General features: G+C 71.1%; 6 protein-coding genes. 4 read left to right on the top strand and 2 right to left on the bottom strand.

Going from position 1 to position 6,775, the window contains the following annotated elements; all coding sequences use genetic code 11:
* Together H5J31_RS38975 and H5J31_RS40535 are read left to right on the top strand one after the other, a co-directional pair.
* On the top strand, positions 1–1,000 hold a 1,000-nt coding region (locus H5J31_RS38975; RefSeq protein WP_181777670.1), incomplete at its 5' end, for a DUF58 domain-containing protein.
* Complete coding sequence (locus H5J31_RS40535) at positions 997–3,120, top strand: transglutaminase family protein (RefSeq protein ID WP_181777669.1); 2,124 nt, start codon at positions 997–999, stop codon at positions 3,118–3,120. The genes H5J31_RS38975 and H5J31_RS40535, both read left to right, overlap by 4 nt.
* Here H5J31_RS40535 and H5J31_RS38965 read toward each other — a convergent pair whose 3' ends face one another.
* The gene (locus H5J31_RS38965; RefSeq protein WP_181777668.1) at positions 3,121–4,272 is read right to left on the bottom strand and encodes a serine/threonine protein kinase; all 1,152 of its coding nucleotides are present in this window, start codon (positions 4,270–4,272) and stop codon (positions 3,121–3,123) included.
* Positions 4,273–4,298: 26 nt separating this feature from the next.
* Complete coding sequence (locus tag H5J31_RS38960; RefSeq protein ID WP_181777667.1) at positions 4,299–5,447, bottom strand: serine/threonine protein kinase; 1,149 nt, start codon at positions 5,445–5,447, stop codon at positions 4,299–4,301.
* Positions 5,448–5,598: 151 nt separating this feature from the next.
* Between H5J31_RS38960 and H5J31_RS38955 the strand changes: the two genes are divergently transcribed.
* Together H5J31_RS38955 and H5J31_RS38950 are read left to right on the top strand one after the other, a co-directional pair.
* Positions 5,599–6,192, top strand: coding sequence for a hypothetical protein (locus tag H5J31_RS38955; RefSeq protein WP_181777666.1), 594 nt, complete (start codon positions 5,599–5,601; stop codon positions 6,190–6,192).
* A gap of 5 nt (positions 6,193–6,197) precedes the next feature.
* Positions 6,198–6,593, top strand: coding sequence for a hypothetical protein (locus H5J31_RS38950; RefSeq protein WP_181777665.1), 396 nt, complete (start codon positions 6,198–6,200; stop codon positions 6,591–6,593).
* Positions 6,594–6,775: the final 182 nt, after the last annotated feature.

The raw sequence follows: 6,775 nt of genomic DNA, 5'->3' as shown, positions 1-6,775 counted from the left end.
CGTCTTCCCGGACCGGGTCGAACGCGGACGGCCCGCGCTGGCCCGGCTGCTGGTGGGGAATCCCGGGACGCGACGGGAGCCGGGGTTCACCGCGCGGGAGCACGGCGAACACGGTGCCGAACTGGCCGTGACGGTCCGCTCGCTGCCGCCGGGCGGCGAGGCGACCTACCACTACGAACTGCCCACGCGGCGCCGTGGCCGGTTCACCGTCGGCCCGCTCATCCTCGAACGCTCCGATCCGTTCGGCCTGGTCCGGCGGCCGCTCCCGGCCGGGGACACCGCCGCGCTGTGGGTCTACCCGAAGCTGCATCCCGTGCGCATGCTGGCGAGCGGGCATCCCCGGCACCACCACGAAGGGCCGACCACCGACGATTCCCTGCACGGCTCGGCGGACCTGCGCGACGTGCGCGAGTACGTCGTCGGCGACGAAGTCCGGCACCTGCACTGGAAGGCGACCGCCCGGACAGGGCAGCTGATGGTCCGGGACTACGTCGATCCCGATCACCCCCGGTTCACGCTGTTGCTGGACACGCGGGCGAAAGTGTTGTCGGAGAGCGAGTTCGAAGAGGCCGCGGAGCTGGCGGCGTCACTGGTGAACGCGGCCGCGGTGGCCGGGCACCGGTGTCGTCTGGTCACCTCGACGGGGGAGGATCTGACCACGTTCGGCGGGGCACAGGCCGCCCGGCGCCTGCTGGACGTGCTGTGTGAAGTCGGCCAGGACCCGGCAGCGGACCGGCAGATGATCCCGACGGCGTTGTCCCGCAAGGGAGTCCGCGGCGGCTGCCTCGTCGTCGTCACCGGCAGGGCAGGACCGGATCTGCGCGGACTCGCGGTCGTCCGGCCGCATTTCTCGTCGATGTTCGTCCTCGGCGTGGGCACCCACGGCCTCGGGATGGACGGCCTCGGCGTACACGGTGTCGACGGCGTCCCGCACGCCCGCCGGATCAGCGCCGCGGACGCGGCAGAGGCGGTGAACCGGTGGAACGAGGTGGTGTCGTGACGTCTCGGGCCGGGGACGTCGCGGTCCTCGGGGCGGCGGCGATCGGCGGGCTGCTCTTCGCACCGGTGTTCGGCTTCGGCGCGCTGCTCCTGCCGATCGCCGCGGTGGTCATCGCGGTGTACGGGGCCGCCGAACTCGGCAGGCGGTTCCCGGGGTCGGTTCCGTGGCGTCCACTGGTCGCGCTCGCCGCCGGTCTCCTCGCGGTGATCGAGACCGTGTCGCCCGCGACGACGGTGGCGGGAATCCCGACGGGGGAGACGCTGGCGGTACTCGCGGACGGAGCCGTCCACGGCTGGGAACTCACCCTGCGGTCGACCTGGCCCGCCCGCCACGAACCGCGCCTGCTCGCGTTCGTGCCGCTGGCCGTACTGCTCGCCGCGATCCCGGGAATCGAACTCCTGCATCGGCTCCGGCGGCCCTTGCTCGCGTTGGTGCCGGGGCTGCTCGTCCTGGTGCTGAGCCAGGCCTACGTCGCTGTCACCGGTTTCGCCGCTGTGGTAACGGGAATCGGGTATGCGGCCATCGCCGGGCTGCTGCTGCTGACGACCGGGCAGGGGACCGCGCTTCCCCGGCTGCTGAAGCTGATCGCGCCCGGCGTGGTGCTCGGCGTGGTGGGCGCGCTCGCGCTCACGGTGGCCGATCCGCTCGCCCGGCCGGCGTATTCGTTGAAGGATCAGGAATCGGTGCCGGTCACCGAGGCGTCCGTCGTGAGTCCGCTCGCCGAAATCGCCTACCGCAGCCGGAATCCGTCCCCCGAGGTGTTCCACTACACCGGGGACACACCGGCCTCGCGGCGCTGGCCACTGGTCGTGCTGGACGAGTTCGACGGCTCGAATTGGCTGCCGGGCGGTGGTTTCCGGCGGATGGGCGCGGAGGTGCCGCCCGCCGCCGGGATCGAGGTCCCCGCCGTCCGGCATCAGGCCGTCCTCGACGTGACGGGTTCGTCCGGGCCGTGGCTCCCCGGTCAGACGTCGCCCGCCTCGGCGACCGGCGCCGACGTCCTCGTGGACGAGGCCCGCGGCACCTTGGTCGCCGGGCAGCCGTCCGCACGGTCGCGCTACACCCTCGCCTGGTGGGAACCCGAGGTCGCTCGCGACGCCCTGGTCGGGGCGGGAATGAATCCCCGTCTCACCGGCGGTCTCGGCGGGCTGGGCACGGTTCCCCCGGCGATCGACGAACTCGCCGACCGGCTGCTTCCCGATCTGCGGCCGTCGTTCCAGACCGCCGTCGCGCTCGAACGGTTCCTCGCGGACGGCTACCGGCTCGCCACCGGCGACGACCTGCCGACCGGGCACGGCTGGCCGCAACTGCGCCGCTTCCTGATCGACGACAAACGGGGCACGAGCGAGCAGTTCGCCGCCGCGTACGTCGTTCTGGCCCGCCTCAAAGGGATCCCGGCCCGGCTGGTGGTCGGCTACCGCACGCCGGGGGAAGTCCGGGCAGGCGACGCGCACGTGGTCCGCAACGGGGACATCATCGCCTGGCCGGAGGTCGCGGTCGACAAGGTGGGCTGGGTGCCGCTCGATCCGGCGGGGGCGGCGAAGCAGAGCGGAACCGCCGCCGCGAGCGGTGTCTCCGCCGCGGTCGCCGAGGTGCGCACGCAGCTGCCGCCGGTGCGGAAACTGGAGAACCCGCGACTGCCGGCTTCGGAGTCCGAAGAGGACGGTTCGACCGGCGCGTGGAACTGGCAGCCGACGGCGCTCTCCGTCCTGATCGGCCTCGGCGCTCTGCTGGTGTCGTGGAGCGTCGGCGTCCCGGGGCTGACAGCGGTCCGCGCTTGGCGGCGACGGCGTCGTGACGGCCCGGCGGCGGTCATCGGCGCCTGGGCCGAGGCACGGGACCGCCTGCGGGCACACGGCGTCCGGGTGACGACGGGGATGACCGTCCGGGATCTGGCCGCGTCCGCTAGCGTCTTCGGCGAAGCGTCCACAGTGGACGGCTTGCATTCGCTGGCGAGAACGGTCGACGCCGCGTTGTGGTCGGGGATCGCCCCGAACGTCGCGGGCGAGGCATGGGCGGCGGTGAGGTCGGTCCGAAAAGGACTCAGGCGGCGTCCATGGCGCTCCCGGCTGCGCGCGGCAGTCGACGTCCGCGTCCTGTTCCCTCCGCGTCGCGTTTGATCACTTCCGGCAGACGGCACCGCGGATCGGCTCGATCCGGCTTTCGTAGGTTCCTTGCGGGCCCTTGCCCTGGATCAGCAGGCAGTACCGCAGATCCGGCCGGACGTCGATCCGTCGCCGGGTGCTCCGATGCGCCAGGATCACCTGCGGCTCCGTGCGGCCTTCTTCGGCAAGAATGACCGCGTAGTCCATATCGGCGTTGGAGATCCAGGAAAGCTCGATGTGGTCACCCTTGTCGACAGGCGGGGCGAGTTCGATCGTGATCGGGCTCGGCGGAGAATCGGGGCGAGTGTTCCCCGCGACGAGTCCGGCATATCCCAGGCCGAAGAAGGCGACCAGCCCGGCAGCGACCCACCACCCCTGTTTGGACCTCTTCACCGGTGGCGGCCATCCTTCGCGGGGCGGGCCCAGGACGAGGATCGGCTTGGCGGGAAGGCCGGGAGGCAGGGCCGTGCGCGAGGCGGCGAACAGCTCCTCCGGGTGAGCCGGACGCCGTTCCGGATCCTTGTCGAGGAGATCCGCGACGAGCGCGACGAGGTCGTCCGGAACGCCGGGCCGCGTGATCGGCGCGACGACTTCGGTGAGCACCCGGTGGATCCGGGCGCCGGGCTCCTCGCCGATGACCGTCCGGTGCGGCGGTTCGCCGGTCAGGGCGAGATACAGGACGGCGCCGAGACCGTACCGGTCCGTGCGCTCGTCCATCGTCTGGTCGCGCACGGTTTCCGGGGCGGCGAACTCGAGTTCGTGCAGCGGGTCACGCGGGAATCGCCGTCTGAGCGTCGTTCCGAAGTCACCGACGACCGGTTCGCCGCCTGCCCGGAAGAGAATGTTCCCCGGCGTCACCGCGCCGTGCACGACTCCGGCTCGGTGGGCGGCGGCCAGTGCTTGGGAGATGACCTCGCCGAGCACGAGGACGTCCCTCAGCGGCAAGGGCTCGGTCAAAGTGGCCAGAGAGCGTTCGCAGCGCGGCATCCGGAGCGTGACGCGGCCGTCCGCTAGTTCGCCGATCTCGTCCACCGGGAGGATCGAGGCGTGGCCGAGGCCCGAAAGCAAGGCCTGCTCACGGTCCAGCGCCGTCCGTGTCCCGCGATCCAGCGCGGCCGGATACACCTTGAGCACCGTGTCGCCGGGGCCCGCCATCACGGTGGCCATTCGCCCACGCTACAACAACGACAGGCTCATTTCCGGCAGAGCGCACCCCTGATCGGACGCGGCGCGCTTTCGCCGACCGTGCCGCCGTCGGTGATCTGGACCTGGAAGCAGTACGTGCGGCCCGGCTCGACGGGGATCCGCGCGGTCCGCTGCTTCCGGACGAAGGTGGTCTTCGCGTCACCGGTCTCGCCCGCCACGACGATCGCCGAGTCGAAGCCTTCTGGCGCCTGCCAGCTCAGATCGACCATCGACCCGTGGTCGGCCGGTGCCGCCAGCTCGACCAGAGGTTTCGCCGGTGAGGACGGGACCGCCGGACTGGGAAGCGCCTGCGCGACAGGCTCGGTCGAATCCGGCAGCACGAACCACGCGGTGACGACGAGTACGGCGGCCGCCCCGATGGTCAGCACCGGCCACAGGGACCGCTTGCGGGGGACCTCTTCCGGGGCGATCGTCACGAGCGGAACCTCCGGAAGCTCGTCCACAAGGGACTTCGCGGTCAGCTCGGTCAGGATCTCCGCGACCTGCGCGGCACCGGCCGGACGTGCGGCCGGGTCCTCGGCGAGGAGGTGCTCGGTGAGGGCGAGCAGGTCGATCGGCGCGTCCTCACGGAGCAGTTCCGGACGGTCGTGGAGCACGCCGGTCAGCGCGAAGTGGAGGATCACGCCGAGTCCGTAGAGGTCCGTGCGTTCGTCGACGGTCTCGTCCGGCGCGAGGAGACCGCGTCCGTGGTCCGGATCGCGGACGAACACCGGACGGAGGGTGCGTTCGAAGTCGCTGATCACGGGCTCGCCGGTGGCGCGGAACAGGACGTTGGCCGGGGTGAGCCTGCCGTGGACGATCCCGGCTTCGTGCGCGGCCGCGAGGGTCGTGGCGATCGCCGAACCGAGGACCAGGGTGTCCGAGACCGGGAGCGGACCCGCCGTCTCGATCAGGTCCAGGAGCGATCCCGTGCAGAGTTCGCTTCGCAGGGCACAGCGGCCGTCGGGAAGCTCCTCGATGGCATCCGGCACCAGAATCTGCCCGTCCAGCGCGGAAAGCCGTTCGAGTTCGCGTTCCAAGCGGTGGCGCGTGCGCTCGTACAGCTTGCCGGAGAACACCTTCAGCGCGATGTCGCCCACCGCGTAGACGTCGCCGGCCGATCCGCCGCCGAGCGCTTCCCCGTCCTCCGGTCGCATCGCACCAGAGTAGGTGCGGGCGAGGGGTTCGCGGCTCTGTTGACCGCTTCCTGTCACCGATGAACCGCCGATGTACCGGCGCTGAACCTGTTCACCGCACGCTGCTCATCGGCAGCGCCGCCAGACGGCACGGATCAGCGAGGTGGGACGGATGAAGCAGAAGAACAATTTCCGGCGGGCCGCCGTCTACGGCGTCGCCGGGCTGGCGACCGCGGCCATCGGCGCCAGCACGGCGAACGCGCTGGTGAACGACCGGCCCGACGAGAAACCGGTCCAGGACGCCGCGCAGGCGGCGAAACCGCAGCAGGCTCCAGTGCCACAGAACAAGCCGGCTCCGCCGACCAGGTCGACCGCGCCTGTCGCGCCGAAGCGTGTGTCCCCGCCACCCGCGGTGAAGCATGTGTCGCCGGTCCGGGCCCCCGTTGTCAAGAAGCCCGCTCAGACGGTGAAGAAGCTGTCCCATTCGGTGCCGGCGGTGAAGAAGGCGGCCGCCGTCAAACCTCGGCAGGTGAAGAAGCAGTTCATCGTGCGGGCAGCCGTCGTCGATCCGGCTCCCGTGACGTCCCCGCGGGCTCTCCGGAAGCAGGTCCATGACGCGACCGAGGCGGTGGAGAGGGCGCACAAGGTGCTGGAGAAGGCCAAGGCAGACCTCGTGAAGGCGACGGGCGAACTGCAGAAGCTGCGCAAGAACCTGGAGAAGCAGCACGACCGGCCGTTCAAGATCATGACCGGGCACCGGGGCTGAGCGCCATGGCCACCACCCTCGCCGAACGTCCCGAGCTGTCGATGCGGGCCGCCTTCCGGAAGTTCGCCGTGCCCCGGATCCCGGACGGGCCCAGGTATCTGGTGATCCCGGACGAGGTCTGGTCCGGCCAGACACCCTCCACTTCGGACGGTGAACGGGCCGAGCGGGTCGAGTACGACTACTACCTGGAGCACGAGGACAAGGTTCCCAGCCGGGGCACGGTCACCGGGATGGGCGGCGGCACCGCGTCGCTGCTCTTCGGCGTGACCACCGGCCTGCTCATCGCGACCCCCGCCGGGATCGCCGTCGGCGTCGCCGCCGGGATCTTCGGCGGACTGATGGGCCGATCGCTGGCCGAAGAGTTCTACGAACGGCGCTACGAAGACGAAACCCGGCCGTGACCGTCACGGCGAAGAACGAGAAATCGAGGTATCCCATGGACATCAAACGTGCGGGCGTGATCGGCGTCGCCGGTCTGACGACCGCCGCCGTCGGCGCGTGGACCTTCGGCGCCTTCGACGGCGCCGACGAACCGACCGCGAGAGCGCGCCACTGATCGCGTCGCTGCGGTCGTAGGTGACCA

The sequence above is a fragment of the Amycolatopsis pittospori genome (assembly GCF_013870525.1).
GTDB lineage: Bacteria > Actinomycetota > Actinomycetes > Mycobacteriales > Pseudonocardiaceae > Amycolatopsis > Amycolatopsis pittospori.
The sequence above is the reverse complement of the archived record's forward strand: the minus strand, read 5'-3'. Positions and strand labels throughout refer to the sequence as shown.

What these genes read in the sequence shown, in the direction of transcription:
- H5J31_RS38965 (WP_181777668.1), bottom strand. Translation starts at nt 4,272, where the DNA reads ATGGCCACCGTGATGGCGGGCCCCGGCGACACGGTGCTCAAGGTGTAT.
- H5J31_RS38960 (WP_181777667.1), bottom strand. Translation starts at nt 5,447, where the DNA reads ATGCGACCGGAGGACGGGGAAGCGCTCGGCGGCGGATCGGCCGGCGAC.
- H5J31_RS38955 (WP_181777666.1), top strand. Translation starts at nt 5,599, where the DNA reads ATGAAGCAGAAGAACAATTTCCGGCGGGCCGCCGTCTACGGCGTCGCC.
- H5J31_RS38950 (WP_181777665.1), top strand. Translation starts at nt 6,198, where the DNA reads ATGGCCACCACCCTCGCCGAACGTCCCGAGCTGTCGATGCGGGCCGCC.